Source organism: Bradyrhizobium brasilense (genome assembly GCF_029714345.1).
Lineage (GTDB): Bacteria > Pseudomonadota > Alphaproteobacteria > Rhizobiales > Xanthobacteraceae > Bradyrhizobium > Bradyrhizobium australafricanum.
On record NZ_CP121669.1, the window covers coordinates 8,735,886 to 8,750,533 of the forward strand.

At 65.2% G+C, this 14,648-nt stretch carries 10 protein-coding genes; 4 read left to right on the forward strand and 6 right to left on the reverse strand.

Going from position 1 to position 14,648, the window contains the following annotated elements:
• Nucleotides 1-140: 140 nt before the first annotated feature.
• Nucleotides 141-1,346 (forward strand): ABC transporter substrate-binding protein, encoded by a 1,206-nt coding sequence (locus QA635_RS40465; protein ID WP_283065649.1) that lies wholly within the window; start codon nucleotides 141-143, stop codon nucleotides 1,344-1,346.
• A 197-nt stretch (nucleotides 1,347-1,543) separates the two neighbouring features.
• Here QA635_RS40465 and QA635_RS40470 read toward each other — a convergent pair whose 3' ends face one another.
• From QA635_RS40470 to QA635_RS40485, 4 genes are all read right to left on the reverse strand, one after another.
• Nucleotides 1,544-2,506: an alpha/beta hydrolase gene (locus QA635_RS40470; protein WP_283065651.1), complete on the reverse strand. Its 963-nt coding sequence runs from the start codon at nucleotides 2,504-2,506 to the stop codon at nucleotides 1,544-1,546.
• Nucleotides 2,507-2,535: 29 nt separating this feature from the next.
• Complete coding sequence (locus QA635_RS40475) at nucleotides 2,536-4,311, reverse strand: NAD(P)-binding domain-containing protein (RefSeq protein WP_283065653.1); 1,776 nt, start codon at nucleotides 4,309-4,311, stop codon at nucleotides 2,536-2,538.
• A gap of 75 nt (nucleotides 4,312-4,386) precedes the next feature.
• Nucleotides 4,387-7,857 (reverse strand): acyl-[ACP]--phospholipid O-acyltransferase, encoded by a 3,471-nt coding sequence (locus QA635_RS40480; protein WP_283065655.1) that lies wholly within the window; start codon nucleotides 7,855-7,857, stop codon nucleotides 4,387-4,389.
• Nucleotides 7,858-8,144: 287 nt separating this feature from the next.
• A complete protein-coding gene (locus QA635_RS40485; RefSeq protein WP_283065657.1) occupies nucleotides 8,145-8,402 on the reverse strand; it encodes a hypothetical protein in 258 nt (85 codons plus the stop codon).
• Between the two features lie 52 nt (nucleotides 8,403-8,454).
• Here QA635_RS40485 and QA635_RS40490 point away from each other — a divergent pair, with 52 nt between their 5' ends.
• On the forward strand, nucleotides 8,455-9,075 hold the full coding sequence (locus QA635_RS40490; protein ID WP_283072101.1) for a TetR/AcrR family transcriptional regulator: 621 nt from the start codon (nucleotides 8,455-8,457) through the stop codon (nucleotides 9,073-9,075).
• Nucleotides 9,076-9,095: 20 nt separating this feature from the next.
• Here QA635_RS40490 and QA635_RS40495 read toward each other — a convergent pair whose 3' ends face one another.
• Complete coding sequence (locus tag QA635_RS40495) at nucleotides 9,096-10,094, reverse strand: winged helix-turn-helix domain-containing protein (protein WP_283065659.1); 999 nt, start codon at nucleotides 10,092-10,094, stop codon at nucleotides 9,096-9,098.
• Between the two features lie 151 nt (nucleotides 10,095-10,245).
• Between QA635_RS40495 and QA635_RS40500 the strand changes: the two genes are divergently transcribed.
• A complete protein-coding gene (locus QA635_RS40500) occupies nucleotides 10,246-11,424 on the forward strand; it encodes an ABC transporter substrate-binding protein (RefSeq protein ID WP_283065661.1) in 1,179 nt (392 codons plus the stop codon).
• Nucleotides 11,425-11,584: 160 nt separating this feature from the next.
• On the opposite strand, the gene QA635_RS40505 is transcribed toward QA635_RS40500, so the two are convergent.
• Complete coding sequence (locus QA635_RS40505; RefSeq protein ID WP_283065663.1) at nucleotides 11,585-12,004, reverse strand: hypothetical protein; 420 nt, start codon at nucleotides 12,002-12,004, stop codon at nucleotides 11,585-11,587.
• Between the two features lie 220 nt (nucleotides 12,005-12,224).
• On the opposite strand from QA635_RS40505, the gene QA635_RS40510 reads away from it, so the two are divergent.
• A complete protein-coding gene (locus QA635_RS40510) occupies nucleotides 12,225-14,492 on the forward strand; it encodes a DUF2235 domain-containing protein (protein WP_283065665.1) in 2,268 nt (755 codons plus the stop codon).
• Nucleotides 14,493-14,648: the final 156 nt, after the last annotated feature.

Sequence of the window (14,648 nt, forward strand, 5' to 3'; positions counted from 1 at the left end):
GCCACCGCACATTGGCCGATTTGGCCACCCCACCGCATTTTCGCATCCCTGCCCCGGCGTCTCACCACAAGCCCAACGTGCGGCCGCTCACGTAAGCTCTCCCTCGCGAACAAAACAAAAAAGCCACAGGGAGGCTCACGATGATCTGGAAGGCCGTCACGGCAGCCGTCGCGCTTGCGCTCGCGACACAGACGCACGCCGCCGAGAAGAAATATGGCACGGGCGCCAGCGACACCGAGATCAAGCTCGGACAGACCTCGCCATTCTCCGGCGCGGCGTCGGCCTACAGCGTGATCGCGAAGACGCAGGCCGCCTACTTCAAAATGATCAACGACCAGGGCGGCGTGAACGGGCGCAAGATCAACCTGATCACGCTCGACGACGGCTACTCGCCGCCGAAGACGGTGGAGCAGACCCGCAAGCTGGTGGAGCAGGAGGAGGTCGCCGCGATCCTCAATCCGCTGGGCACGCCGACGGGCCTTGCCGTGCGCAAATATCTCAACGACAAGAAAGTGCCGCAGCTGTTCGTCGGCGCCGGCGCCACGCTGTGGGGCGACTACGCGCATTATCCGTGGACGATCGGCTTCCAGCCGTCCTACCAGGCCGAGACCGCGGTCTACGCCAAGTATGTGCTGACCAACAAGCCGGACGCCAAGATCGCGCTGTTCTACCAGAACGACGACGCCGGCAAGGATTACGGCAACGGCTTCAAGAAGGGGCTCGGGCCGGAGAACACCGCGAAGATGGTGGTGGCGGAGACGACCTATGAATCGACCGATCCGACGGTCGACAGCCAGATCGTGAAGCTGAAATCATCCGGCGCCAACGTGCTGTTCATGCACGCGATCCCCAAACAGGCGGCGCAGGCGATCAAGAAGATCGGCGAGATCGGCTGGAAGCCGGACTTGTTCTTCCTCGCGGCGACCTCGACCTCGGTATCCTCGGTGCTGAAGCCGGCCGGCTTCGAATATTCCAGGGACATCATCTCGTCCTACTCGCTGAAGGATCCGAACGATCCGCAATGGAAAGCGGACCCGGACGTGATCGCCTGGCAGGACTTCATGAAGAAGTATTTTCCGGACGGCAATCTGCAGGACCAGCTGATCGTCTACGGCTATGTGGTGGCGGAGGCGACGGTGCAGGTGCTGAAGCAATGCGGCGACGACCTCACGCATGAGAACATCATGAAGCAGGCTGCGAGCCTCGACGTCGCGCTTCCGATGTTCCTGCCCGGCATCAAGGTGAAGACCTCGCCGACCGACTACTTCCCGGTCGAAGCGATGCGGCTGCAGAAGTTCAACGGCGAGACCTGGCAGCTGTTCGGCGACACGATCGGGAATGATTGAGGGGGTTAAACGCAAATCCATCCACATCGTCGTCCCGGCGAAGGCCGGGACCCATTACCCCGGCTGGATGGCGTGGCGCGACGCTGGGGCCGCAGCCCGCTGCAATAACAGGCTGCGGTGGTTATGGGTCCCGGCCTCCGCCGGGACGACGAGGAGGTTAGAGTCCGTTCGCCAACAAAGGCCGGACGACGCGGAGATTAGACGCCCCGCTCCAGCAACACCCGAAAATCCGCCCGCGCGCGCTGCGCTTCGGCGTGTGCGGCCTCTGACGCATCGCCGAGACCAAAGTAGCCGTGAATCAGGCCCTCGCCGGAATGATAGGTCACAGGCACGCCGGCCGCCTGCAACGCCTCGGCATAAGCGTGCCCCTCGTCGCGCAGCGGGTCGAACCAGGCTGTGGTGACGACCGCCGGTGCCACGCCCGCGAGGCTCTTCGCGCGCAGCGGCGAGACGCGCCAGTCGGCGCCCTCAGCCTTGTCGGCGAGATAGTGCCCGCAGAACCACTGCATCGTCGCCCGCGTCAGGAAGTAGCCGTCCGCATTCTCGGCGCGCGACGGAAATTTGGCGTTCTCGGCCGCGTCGGCAAAATTGCCGACCACATCGGTGACGGGATAGACCAGCAATTGCCCGGCGAGCCTGATGCCGGCGTCGCGGCAGGCGAGCGCGGTGGTAGCGGCGAGATTGCCGCCGGCGGAATCGCCGGCAACGCCGACGCGGGAAGGATCGCCGCCGAATTCGTCGATGCGCGCGACCACGTCGCGGATCGCGGCGAACGCATCCTCGAACGCGCCGGGAAAGCGGGTTTCCGGCGGGCGGCGGTAATCGACCGAGATCACGACAGCGCCGGTGTCGATCACAAGGTTGCGGGCCTGGCGATCATGCGTCTCGAGATCGCCGGCGACCCAGCCGCCGCCGTGGAAGAAGATCACGGTCGGCGCCGTGCCGCGGCCGTTGCGATAGAGCCGCGCGCCGAGCTTGCCGGCGGCGCCAGCGACCTCGATATCGCGTGCCACGTCGACCGGCGGCGGCGGCACCGCCTTGCGCGCCTCCGCCAGCGCCCGGAGCGAATCGCGACAGCTCTGCGGCGTCATGGTTTCGGGATCGCGCAGCGGCAGCAGCGGGATGATCTTCTCAATGACGGGATCGAGCGGAAGCGGCATGGGAGTCCTTCAGTGCGAGTGCGTGGAGTTCAGGTGAGTTGCTTGGAAAGCGTGCCGGCCTCGATCGCTGCGATCTGCAGCGCGATGAAGCGGCTGTAGATGCGGGCCTGCGAGAACGCGCCACCGGCGAACCAGAGGCCGGGCTGCGGCGTGCGCGTCCACATGTTGCGCAGCTCCTGGGTCGCATCGTCAAAACCCCAGACGCGGCCGACGCGCTCGGCGACGTCCTCGCCGAACAGTTTGGCGAGCAGGTGATCGTGGCCCTTGTAGCCGGTGGCGAGCACGAACAGTTCGGCGCCGAGCGACGTGCCGTCCTTCAGCGCAAGGCCGGCGGCGGTGATATCAGCGATGTCGGCGGCCTGGATCAGGCGGATCTTGCCGTCGGCGATCAGCTCGGAGCAGCCGACATTGAAGTAGTAGCCGCCGCCGCGGGAGCGGAATTTCAGCGGCCAGCCGGTGCCGTTCTCGCCGAACTCGAGCCGGAAGCCGGCGCGCTCCAGCCGCGACAGCAAGGGCGCATCGAGCCGCTTCACCTCGTCGGTGATGATCTTGTGCGCGATCTTCATCACCGGCAGCGGCACGCCGGAATTGAGGATGTCGCGCACCTCGATCGGCGGGCCGTCGCCGAGATAGGTCTTGTCGTAGAGCTGCGCCGGCTCGACATTGACCACCATGGTCGGGCTGCGCTGCACCATGGTGACGTCGGCGCTCGCGGCGTGCAGCTCCTGGCAGATGTCATGCGCGCTGGTGCCGGTGCCGAACACGACGACCGAACGCCCGGCCCATTCGCGCCCGGCCGCGAACGCGCTGGAGTGCAGCACCTTCCCTTCGAAATTCTCGATGCCGTCGATCCGGGGAATGTTCGGCGTGCCGCTGACGCTGGTCGCAAGCACGACGTGCTTCGGATGCAGCGTGCGCGAGCCATCGCTCCGCTGCAGCGTCACCGTCCAGCTTTGCGTCATATCGTCATAGCGCGCGCCCTCGAACGAGGTCTCAGTCCAGAAGTCGAGCTCCATGATGTCGACATAGCTTTCCAGCCAGTTCGCGATCTTGTCCTTCGGGATGTAGTCCGGAAAGCTCGGCGGGAACGGCAGGTAGCGAAACAGATTGACCGGCGTCTTGTTGTGCAGCTTGAGCCCGCGATAGCGCAGCCGCCAATTGTCGCCGATACGCCGCTCGCGATCGACGATCAGGGCATCGAGCCCGATCCGCTTGCACTCGACCGCGGCCGCAATGCCGGCATGGCCGCCGCCGACAATCAGTACGTCGGGCTCGCGGTCGGCATAGGCGCGCGAGGCCTGCCGCTGCTCCAGCCAGTCGGGTGCGGCGAAATCGCGCGCGTGGGATTGCTCGGCGGCGCGATCGGTGCGCGCCTCGCAGATGCGGTTGAAGTCGAGCATCGTGGAGAACGTCCACGCCGCGGAATTTCCGTCAGCATCGTGGAGCAGCCGCACCGCGCCGCTGCCGGGGCCGTTCGACGTGTCGAAGGTGAAGACGGCCTCAATCACCTCGCGTCCGGCCACCACGGCCCGCCGCGGTATCAAGGCACGGTCATCGAGACGAAATCCGCTCGCGCCGACCGCTTCAGCGCGCGTCAGCAGTTCGGCAACGACGCGCTGTCGTCCGCTGAAGGTCGCAAACCGCCAGGAGATGCCGAAGATATTGCGCCAGTGGCTCTCGGGCGCAAACAGCGCGGCGAGTGCCTCGGCGGAGCGGCTCGCGAACGCCGCATCCAGCGCGCCGATCCATTGCTCGGCCAGGAGTTCAGGCGCGTCCTCGGTAGCCGGGTTCAGTTTGTCCAGCATGATCGTGCTTTCTCGGGAGCAGTTGCCGTCTATCTGACAACATGCTCCCGAAAAGCACAACCATCATGCCAAGCCTCATGCAACGTGTTGCGCCAGCTGCGCGGGCTCGGCCTCGCCCTCATCGCCGGCCGGCTCGACCTGCGGCGCAGGTGCCGCGGCGAGTTCCGCTGCTATTTCCTTGGCCAGCGCAGTGGCGCCGACATAGTCGGTCTTGCCGGTGCCGAGCAGCGGCACCTTGTCGACGATGCGGATATCGGCCGGCACCGCGAGGTCGGAGGCGCCGACGCTCTTGGCCTGGCGCTGCATCGCGGCGCGGTCGGCGTCCTTCTGCGTGGTGAGCAGCACGATGCGTTCGCCCTTGCGCTGATCGGGCAGCGTGACCGCAACCGACATTGCCTGCGGCCAGATCGCAGCCGCGATCGCCTCCACCGCCGACAGCGAAACCATCTCGCCGGCGATCTTGGCAAAGCGCTTGGCACGGCCCTTGATCGCGATGAAGCCCTGCGCGTCGACCGTGACGATGTCGCCGGTGTCGTGCCAGCCATCGGGCAGCGGCTCGAGCACGCCGGGATTTTCGGCGCGGAGGTAACCGATCATCACGTTCGGGCCCTTCACCGACAGCCGGCCGCCGTCCTCGATGCCGGGAACCGGATCGAGACGGTACTGCATCAGCGGCGAGATGCGGCCGACGGTGCCCTGGCGATTGGCCATCGGCGTGTTCATCGCCAGCACCGGCGCGGTCTCGGTGACGCCATAGCCCTCGAGGATGCGGATGCCGTAGCGCTCCATGTAGATCTGCCGCGTGCGCTCCTTCACCGCCTCTGCACCCGCGATGACGAGCCGTAGCGTGCGGAAGTCATAGGCATGCGCCGAGCGGGCGTAGCCGGTGAGGAAGGTGTCGGTGCCGAACAGGATCGTCGCGCCGGTCTGGTAGATCAGCTCGGGCACGATCCGGTAGTGCAGCGGCGACGGATACATGAAGATCGGGATGCCGCCGAGGATCGGCATCATCATGCCGCCGGTCAAACCGAACGAGTGGAACACCGGCAGCACGTTGAACACCTTGTCGTTGGCATTGGCATCGACCCGTGCCAGCGCCTGCGCCGCGTTGGCGAGGATGTTGCGATGGGACAGCACGACGCCCTTCGGTGTGCCTTCCGAGCCCGAGGTAAACAGGATGACCGCGGGATCGTTGGCCTTGCGGGCGACGCGCGGCGCGATGCCGGCGCGGAAGCCCGCGATCTTGTCGGCGAGGCCGATGCCGGCCCTGACATCCTCGAGATAGACGACGCGCGCCTGGCCGGCGAGCGCCGCGATCAGCTTGTCGAGCTTGCCCTTCTCGATGAAGGCCTGCGAGGTCAGCACGGTCTTCACCTGCGCCGCCTTCATCGCCGCCAGCACATTGACTGGACCTGCCGAGAAGTTGAGCATCGCCGGCACCCGGCCGATGGTCTGCAGCGCCATGAACACGACGGCAACGCCGGCCGAGTTCGGCAGCAGCACCCCGACATTCTCGCCGACCGCGGTGCCCTGCTCGAGCTTGCGGCTCAGCACCTGGGCGCCGAGGATCAGCTTGCGGTAGGTCAGCTTGGTGCCGAGCGCGTCCTCGATGATCGGCTTGCCGGTGTCGCGGTCGCGATAGGCGTGGCCGAGGCCCTCGAACAGCGTGTGGTCGAGCATCGCGTTCTGAACCATGGCGTTGATCATCACGTCCTGCAGCGCGGCGCCGGCGGCATTGCGGCGCGCCTTGCCCTTCAGCGATTCGTCGACCGGCAGCTTCACCGGCGGCAGGATCGAGATCGTCACCTTGGGGAACCAGGAGCGCTTGATCTCGCCATTCTTGAGATAGCTGAGATGCGAACGCTGCGCGCCCTCGATGCGGACCGGGACGACGACCGCATCGGCCTTGTCGGCGATCATCGCGGTGCCGTCATAGACCTTCATCAGCGAACCCGAGACCGTGATGCGCCCTTCCGGGAAGATCACCACCGGCTCGCCGGCGGCGACCAGCTTGATCAGGTCGCGCGCGGCCAGCGGCTTCGACGGGTCCATCGTGTAGTGCTTGATCATCTTCAGGAACGGCTTGGCCCACCACGCCTTGGAGATGCCGGTGTCGACCGCGAAGCTCGCATCGATCGGCAAGGTGGCGTGCAGCAGCGGGCCGTCGACCAGGCTGACATGGTTGGGCGCGATCAGCATCCGCGTACCCGATGGCGGCAGATTCTCCATGCCGCGCACCTCGACGCGGAACAGCGCCCGGAACAGCAGCGCGCCGAAGTCGCGCACGCCCTCCTTGCCCCACTTGCTCAGCACGAACCAGACGGTGCCGAAGCTCGCGACGGCGAGGCCGAAGAAAATCCAGGCGATCGGCAGGCCGATATATTGCAGGGCGCCGACGAACACCGCGCCGGCGACCATGAAGCCGGCCTGCAGGATATTGCCGGCGGCGATGATGCGAGCGCGCTCGGACGGCGCGGTCCAGGCCTGCACGGCGGCAAACGACGGCACCACGAACAGGCCGCCGCCGAAGGCGAACAGGAAGAAGTCGGCCAGCATGCGGAAGCCGCCGAACGAGGTCGCGAACGCAACCGCGGTGACATCCTTGCCGAGCGAGGTGGTGGCGATCGCCCAGGCGAGGTCGAGGCCGACCACGCCCATCACGATGGCGCCGATCGGCACCAGCGCGAGGTTCGGGCGGACATGGCTCAGCTGCGCCGCGAACAGCGAGCCGGCGGCGATGCCGATCGCGAACACGGCGAGGCACAGCGTGACCACGCCCTCGGTGCCGCCGACGCCTTCCTTGATCAGCGCGGGCAGCAGCGACAGCACGATCGCGCCGACCATCCAGAACCAGGACACGATCACCATGCCGTCCCACAGCCGCGGCTCGGCATAGAGTGACTTCAACAGGCGCACGGTCGAGGTCCAGGGATTCTTGGTGATCGGCAGATCGGGCGCCGACGGCTGCGTCACCGGAATCCGTGACGCAAAGCCCCAGGACAGCACCGACAGGCCGACCACGGCGGCGCAGATCCAGCCCATGTGGCTGGCGCCGGCGACGAACATGCCGCCCGCGATGGTGCCGATCAGGATCGCCATGAAGGTTGCGCCCTCGACCAGCGCATTGCCGGTCGCGAGTTCGGACACCGACAGCTGGTCGGGCAGAACGGCATATTTCACCGGGCCGAACAGCGCCGCGACGATGCCGAACAGCGCCAGCGCGATGAACAGCAGCGGAATCGAATGGGTGAAGAAGCCGGCGGCGGCAAAGGCCGCGGCGAAGATCTCGAAGAACTTCAGCCGGCGGGCGACGACGGACTTGATGTAGCGGTCGGCAAGCTCGCCGCCGAGCGCCGACAGCACGAAGAACGGAGCGATGAACACCGCCCCCGCGAGCTGAACCAGCGCCGGCCCCTGCTCGTTGGCGACGCCATACAGCAGCATGATGACGAGCGCGTTCTTCAGCACGTTGTCGTTCAACGCCGAGCAGAACTGCGACCAGAACAGCGGCGCGAAGCGGCGGGACGTCATCAATTCCTTGATCATGACCGGTTCCTTGGGTTAGCGCGCACGGCGCTGGCAGGTCTGCGAATTCGGTTGGCGGAGAATGGTGAGCGTGGAGAAAATGACGGGGATGCCGCAGCCTTTAGTCTTTTCCGCAACGTATCGGTTCGAAGGCGCGCAAAATCGGGCGCACCGGGACGTCGCGACATTGCCCGCCAGAGATGTACGAGACCTTATCCAGACCTGGGGTTGATCGACGCCGGACCGGCTCGCAGAGGACATGGTGAGCGCTTTGTTGAGGTTTCGCCGACAATTGCGGGCCGCGCACTTCAGGTCAGTTCACTCAAGCCGCCGAACGGCGACCATCGGCAGTTGCGCGGCTTGCAGCGGCGTCCGCTCGCAGCCGCCTGGCGCGGCGCGCGCCGATCCGCGCGCCGCTGCTCCAGGACGCTTGCGACGTCGCAGGCGCGGGCGATCCGCTCGATCGGCGCGGTCGCCAGAGTGAGGACGGCGCGGCCGAAGCCCTTCACGAGCTCGATCGCGTCATCGACAAGGGTGGTGGTCAATTGAAGTGCTAGGGTCTGCATCTGAGTGGCCTCCTATGCCAACTTGAGCAACGCTCAAATTAGTAGTATGAAAATGAACATTGTTCAAGAAGAATCGCGACGAGACCGAAAAAAACTTCAGCGGCGAGCCTTGCTGATCAAGATCGCGCGCCGGTCAATCGCCACTAAGGGATTGAGATCACTCAAGGTTCGTGATGTCGCCGAGGCCGCCGGCTGCTCCATCGGCAGTGTCTATAATGAGTTCGGCGACTTCGACGGGTTGATCCTGACGGTGAACCGGGAGACCGTTCACGCGCTGACCACGCGGCTCAAGGCGGTCCCGGCCGACGATCCCCTGCACCAGCTGCATGGACTTGCCGACGCCTATCTCGGCTTCGCCACCGAGCACGCCAATCTGCTGCGCTCGCTGTTCGAGCACCGGATGGAGGACGACCGGCCGTTTCCGGAAGATATCCTCACGATGGTGATGGATGCGTTTGCGCTGATGCATGCGCCGCTGCTCCGGCTGCTGCCCGATCGCGATCCCGGCGACGTCGCGCTGCTGTCGCGGATGATGTTCTCCGCGGTCCACGGCATCATCTCGCTCGGCCTCGAGGAGCGCATGGTCGCGGTCCCGCCCGAGATGCTGCGCGAGCGGCTCGCGCAGTTCGTCGACACGCATCTGGCGGGGCTCGGTGTTTCGCGGCGCACGTAATCACATCGGGTGCGCCTCGATCAGGTTTGACTGCGTGCAATGCGGCCTGGATGGGCAAGGGTCCAGAGCGGTTCGAGGAACACGACACCCGTACCTCCCTCGCGGAAGACGAGCTTGAACTCGATCCGTCCATCCGCGGTGATGGAGGCGGAATGCAGTCCGGTATTGCCGTCATAGCGCAAGACGTCGTCGAGGACATATCCGGTGAAGCCACCGGAAAAGCCGGGCCCGGGTACGCGGCTGTGCGGCATCGCCGGCCCGTTCACGAGATAGCCGGTCGCGACACCGTCCCGATCGACATTGGTGACGATCATCATGAATTGGCGATGCGAATTGATCCATCCCTGGTCGCTCACCCACACGCCGAGAAAGCGGCGGACATTGTCCGGCACGTCGCTTGCCGGCGCGCGAACGCGATAGGCGGGAAGCGGCAGCTGCTTCTCGGCGGCCAGCGCGGTGATCCGCTCGACATCCTGCTCCGGCACGATGCCGTGATCCTGCGGCACAAGCCAGTGCGCCAATTCGGCCAGAGGATGCCACATCCCGTTGGCGAGCGGCGGCACGGATGCGAATGATGCGAAGGCGATCACCGACAGGCCGGCGATCAGCAACCATCGGGGAAGCGCGGCCAAGCGTGCCGCGATGCCGCGGGGAGCGGACGTTCGGCGCGAGACGTTCTGCGATCCATGATCGTGCGGCGGCGGCACCGGCCTGGCGTCGAGGCGATAGCCGCGGCGAGACACCGTCTTGATGATGCGGTGGTCATCATCGCGCAGCTTCAGGCGCAGCTCGCGGATGCACTGGACGAGCGAGTCGTCCGAAACCGCGACGTTACCCCAGACCGCCTCGTGCAGATCCTGCTTGGATGCCAGCCGCCCGGCATTGCCGGCGAGATAGCCGAGCACCGCGAATGATTTCGGCCTGAGATCGAGATCGACGCCATCCACGCGGGCTACGCCGCGGGCGAGATCAAGCTCAAAGGAATCAAATATCAAAACGGAATCAGTCGCCGGGTCCATAGAGGTCACTCCATGCCCACAGACGGCACCAATCGGGAAAATTTAGCAGTAAATTCGCCGTTCTGTCACTTCTTCATCAGGACTTCCCCGGCGCGAAGCCGATAGTCGCGAACCGGCCCGGCATCATCTCCGGGCTCGCGGGAGGTTGGCCATGTCGAGCACCCGGTTTGCCATGTTGGTCGGGGCCGTTCTGGCGCTTGCGGCGGTGCGACCGGGACCCACCCAGGCGCAGGACGTCGTAAGGGTCGGGCTGGTGATGCCATTGACCGGCGTCCTGGGGCCGGTCGGCAAGCAGGCGGTCGGCGGGGCGCGGCTCTACATGGCGCAGCACGGCGACATGGTCGCCGGCCGCAAGATCGAATTGATCGTCCGGGACGATGCCAGCCTGCCCGACAATGCCAAGCGCATTGCGCAGGAGCTGATCGTCAACGACGAGGTCGCGATCCTCGGCGGCGGACTGACGCCGAGCGTGCTGGCGCTCGCGCCGCTGGCCAATGAAAGCAAGACGGCGACCGTTGTCATGGTATCGGGCACCTCGATCGTGACCGAACGGTCACCTTACTTCGTGCGCACCAGCTGGACGCACGCCCAGCAGGCCAGCGTGCTGGCGGATTGGGCGGCGAGGAACGGATCGAAACGGGCCACCATCATCGCGTCCGACTGGGCACCTGGGCGCGAAGCCGCCGGCGTATTTTCGGCGAGCTTCATCGCGGCAGGTGGAACGATCGTCGAAGCGCTGAAAGTGCCGCTGGTGAACCCCGATTTCGCGCCGTTCCTGCAGCGCGCGCGAGATGGCAATCCCGACACCCTGTTCATTTTTGTCCCGACAAGCCAGGCCGGCATCCTGGCCAAGCAGTTTGTCGAGCGCGGGCTCGACAAGAGCGGGATCCAGCTGATCGGCCCCGGCGACATCGCCGACGACGAGGACCTGCCGGGTATGAGCGATGCGATGATCGGCATGATCACGGCGGGGTTCTACTCCGCCGCGCATCCATCCGACCTGAACCGCGACTATGTCGCGGCGTTTCGCAAGGCCAACGCGAATGTTCGACCGAACTTCATCAGCGTCAGCGCCTATGACGGCATGCATCTGATCTACGAGGCGCTGAAGGTGACCGGCGGCAAGACCAATGGCGATGCGCTGGTCGAAGCCATGAAGGGCATGGCCTGGGAAAGCCCGCGCGGCCCGATGTCGATCGACCCGAAGACGCGCGAAGTCGTCCACGACATCTACATTCGCAGGGTCGAGAAGGTCGGCGGCGAGCTCTACAGCGTCGAGCAGGAGACGTTCAAGGCGGTCAAGGACCCCGCCAAGGTCGCGAACCGATGAGGGAGGCGGAGTAGCAGCTGATCCGGCTTGGCGTAGGCCTTTGCGGTGTCCCGGCGTAGCGGGTGACGGCCGACACAGGACTTGCGTTCAGACCATCCCCCCTGCAACACGACCGATCCCGAGCCAGGAAACCAGCCTCGTCCAACGCCACTCCGACGCTTCAAGCACGCGCGCGCGCGATCGTGCCGCCGACGATCTGCATGGCAACGCCGAGCACCCAGCCCACCATGATGGCCGCGGTCCAGCCGATGTCCGGCTCGCTGCGCAGCACGACGACGCCAACCGAGAAGAACGCAACCATCGTCGCGAGGAAAGTCCCGATCGCGCCGAGCAGCTCCGCCGCGTCGATCTTGCGCATCGACGCCGAATCCTTCGGATGGAACAGCTTGGGCGGCGTATCGATGCCGAGATAGAAGCCGATCGCGCCGCCCAGCATCATGACGAGCAGGAACGCCTGCGAGGTCAGCGCCGAGACGCTCGAGCCGACATGGATGGCGACGAACAGACCGCTTGCGGCTCCCGCCAAAGCAAGGCCAAAGCGCTCAAGGACGTGGGCAAATTTTCTGACGTGGCTGCGCATGGCTGTGCCTCATCAATGAATTGCGCCGCTATCAGGCTAGGCCTTTTCGCAGCAGCGCGAAAGCGGTCACCTCTCACATGGCCGCGACCACGTGACGCTTTGTGCGCCAGTTCACACCTATCGCGGCATGGAATGTTTAAAGAACGATCAAAGGTAGCAATCGATCCGGTCCCTGCTACGCTACGCCATCCGCTTCATTCGTTTCAGCGAGCATCTTTCAATGCCGAGTCCGAAGATCATTATTCTGTCCGACGGCACCGGCAATGCCGCTTCCAGCGTCTGGCGCACCAATGTCTGGCGGATCTTCCAGTCGCTGGATCTGCAGGGTAATACGCAGGCCGCCAAGTATGATGACGGCGTCGGCACGTCGAAATTCATTCCGCTGGCCATCCTCGGCGGCGCCTTCGGCTACGGTCTCAAGCGCAACATCCTCGACGCCTACAAGTTCATCTGCCGCAACTACGACCACGCAAACGATTCGAAGATCTACCTGTTCGGATTCAGCCGCGGCGCATTCACCGTCCGCACGCTTGCCGCGCTCATCCTCGATCAGGGCCTGATCGTCGCGGACACCGAATCCGAGTTGCACGACGGCGCGGTGAAGGCCTATCGCGCATACCGGGCCGAGGGCTACCACTCGATCTGGCGCATCGAGGTGCTGTTCCGCGCGTTGCGCGACTATGTTCTTGTGCCGCTGTGGGATCGCCTTCGAGGCAACAAGCCGTATGCAAGGATCGCGCGGAAGCCGGTGCCAGCGATCGAGTTCATCGGCATCTGGGACACCGTCGCGGCCTATGGCCTGCCGATCGACGAGATGACGCGCGGCATCTCCAACTGGGTGTGGCCGCTCGAACTGCCGAACCGGATTCTCAGCCCGAAGGTCAAGTGCGCGCGACACGCGCTGGCGCTCGACGACGAGCGCACGACCTTTCATCCAGTGCTCTGGACCGAGCAAGAGCCGGGGCAGCCCGCACCGGCGGTGCCGGCCAGCATCGATGGCGAGCGCCTCGTCCAGGTCTGGTTCGTCGGAATGCATGCCAATGTCGGCGGCGGCTATCCGGACGACGCCGTCGCGTTCGTGCCGCTGGCCTGGCTGGTCGACGAAGCCGTCAAGCGCGGCCTCGCATTCAAGAGCGCGCCGATCGCCGACCCTGACGCGATCAAGTCAATCAAGTCCTCCGAGGACAAGGATGGCCGCCTCTACGATTCGCGGGCGGGCCTCGGCGCGTACTACCGTTACGGTCCGCGCAAGGTCGCCGACCTCTGCAACGATCCCTATGCCGGCGTCAGCGTGCCGATGCCGAAGATCCACGAGAGCGTGTTCGAGCGGATCGACAGCGGCGCCAATGCCTATGCCCCGATCGGACTTCCGCCGAACTACGTGGTCGTCTCGCGCAGCGGCCAGGTCACCCCGCTCGGCGCCAATACGTTTGAGACGCCCGCGGGCGCACCGGCGCGCTATGCCGCGCAGGAGAAGCTGTGGAACTACGTCTGGATGCGGCGGATCGCCTACTTCGCCACGCTGGCGGCGTCGCTGCATCTGGCCGCGTTCTGGCTGTTCCACAACCAGCACAAGGAGCACGAATTCAGCTCACCTGTCAGGATGATTTCGGAGCTGGTGCGCTTCGTTCAATCGTTCCTGCCCGATTCCTTTCATTGGTGGACCGATTGGTACGCCGGCAACCCGGAATGGTTCGCGGGCGGCATCCTCGCTGTCATCGTGCTGATGGGTGCAGGCAGTTCGCTCAGCGCGACGATCAGCGACAGGATGCGGATCATCTGGCGTGACCGCGCGAAGCCGACGCCACTCTCCGGGTTCATGCACGATGCGATCTATCGATTCCGTACCAGCGCGGTCTATCAGTGGATCCTCAATGTCGGAAAGCGGCATGTCGTCCCTTTCCTGCTCACGGCCCTGCTGGTCTGGTTCAGCGCGACGCTGGTCAGCCACTTCCTGTTCAATCTCGCCGATTCGACCGGGGCATTCTGCAAGGGCACTGCAACGGACAAGCTTGTCGCCGTCGACAAGGGCATCCCGCAGGATGCCGCCGACTTCGACACCGGCGCGATCTGCGCGCCGACCGGCCTCAAGGTCCGCACCGGGTTCAAATACGAGATCGCGATCGCGATGTCGGAGCCCTGGGAGGACGCCGGACGCGCGGTGACGCCGATCGGATACCGGACCTCGACCATCGCAGGCACAAAGCAGTTGCGCGGTTACTTCGCGATCTTCCTGCGGCGGATCCTGTTCCGGCCATGGTTCAGGCTGATCGCACGGGTCGGAGAGACCGGGGTCGACGAGTATTTCCTCGACCCCCTGCCGGTGTCGAACACCGACCCGCAGGTCTACAGAGCGAGGTTCACCGCTGATCGCAGCGGCGAGATCTTCCTCTACGTCAACCAGGCCGTCATCAGCCTGCCCTGGGTCTGCGGATGGTTCTACGGCGACCATAAGGGCAAGGCGAAGGTCACGGTGCGGCTGCTGTAGGGAGCCGCGATCGGGCCCACGGCATCGCGGCCCAACGGGTGCGCACGACGTGACCGATCTGTGATCCTGCCGACAGACCAGGTTGTAGATTGTCTGGCATACTCTCCTTGCTAGATCAGCTGCCCCAACGCCCGGAACGATCCGACGCGACTTCAG

What these genes read in the sequence shown, in the direction of transcription:
- QA635_RS40465 (WP_283065649.1), top strand. Translation starts at nt 141, where the DNA reads ATGATCTGGAAGGCCGTCACGGCAGCCGTCGCGCTTGCGCTCGCGACA.
- QA635_RS40470 (WP_283065651.1), bottom strand. Translation starts at nt 2,506, where the DNA reads ATGCCGCTTCCGCTCGATCCCGTCATTGAGAAGATCATCCCGCTGCTG.
- QA635_RS40475 (WP_283065653.1), bottom strand. Translation starts at nt 4,311, where the DNA reads ATGCTGGACAAACTGAACCCGGCTACCGAGGACGCGCCTGAACTCCTG.
- QA635_RS40480 (WP_283065655.1), bottom strand. Translation starts at nt 7,857, where the DNA reads ATGATCAAGGAATTGATGACGTCCCGCCGCTTCGCGCCGCTGTTCTGG.
- QA635_RS40485 (WP_283065657.1), bottom strand. Translation starts at nt 8,402, where the DNA reads ATGCAGACCCTAGCACTTCAATTGACCACCACCCTTGTCGATGACGCG.
- QA635_RS40490 (WP_283072101.1), top strand. Translation starts at nt 8,455, where the DNA reads ATGAACATTGTTCAAGAAGAATCGCGACGAGACCGAAAAAAACTTCAG.
- QA635_RS40495 (WP_283065659.1), bottom strand. Translation starts at nt 10,094, where the DNA reads ATGGACCCGGCGACTGATTCCGTTTTGATATTTGATTCCTTTGAGCTT.
- QA635_RS40500 (WP_283065661.1), top strand. Translation starts at nt 10,246, where the DNA reads ATGTCGAGCACCCGGTTTGCCATGTTGGTCGGGGCCGTTCTGGCGCTT.
- QA635_RS40505 (WP_283065663.1), bottom strand. Translation starts at nt 12,004, where the DNA reads ATGCGCAGCCACGTCAGAAAATTTGCCCACGTCCTTGAGCGCTTTGGC.
- QA635_RS40510 (WP_283065665.1), top strand. Translation starts at nt 12,225, where the DNA reads ATGCCGAGTCCGAAGATCATTATTCTGTCCGACGGCACCGGCAATGCC.